The sequence below is a fragment of the Thauera sp. ZXT1-4 genome (assembly GCF_052598215.2).
This window is the reverse complement of sequence record NZ_JBQWSN020000140.1, coordinates 1-503: the sequence shown is the minus strand read 5'-3', so window position 1 is coordinate 503 and position 503 is coordinate 1. Positions and strand designations below refer to the sequence as shown.

Annotated in this window: 1 protein-coding gene; it reads left to right on the top strand. The window is 61.0% G+C overall.

Annotated features, from left to right (window positions below):
- Positions 1 to 246 precede the first annotated feature (246 nt).
- Positions 247 to 369 (top strand): hypothetical protein, encoded by a 123-nt coding sequence (locus tag ACUH78_RS19530; protein WP_445334422.1) that lies wholly within the window; start codon positions 247 to 249, stop codon positions 367 to 369.
- Positions 370 to 503: the final 134 nt, after the last annotated feature.

The following is a 503-nucleotide window of genomic DNA, read 5'->3' as shown; positions in this document are numbered from 1 at the left end:
ATCTGCTGATCGTCTCCGGGCCCACCAAGAAGGTGGAGGCGTTTGCGGCCAGTGGGCGCAGACGTTAGTCGGCCAAGCCGCTGGTGACTGCTGTCCGGCAGTCTGTGGTCCACCTCATAGTGTCGTCTCCGAAATGGCCTCTGCAAAATGCTCAACTGGATCCTGAGTCAATTCAAGCGGCAGTCGGCCGAAGATCTCGAGCGGGCGCGAGAATTGGTCAAGGCAGCCGAGCGGGGAGGAGCACACTTGAACCTATCGAAGGCACATGAGCTTGCGCGGGCGCTCGGGATCGAAGTGGAGGTCCATGCAAGCGCCGATGAGGTCGTTCACGCAATCCGGCGTTACCTCAGTCATCACGGCGAGTCGTGAGTCTGGCAGTGCGTGCCGCTGAACATGGAACCTGGGCGAGCACAGCCGCGCGATTGCGCCTTGTTTTGAAGGTCGTCTCCGCTCAGAAACCCGCCGCTGCACCATCGAGATGACGAATGTCGCTTCCGGGTCGG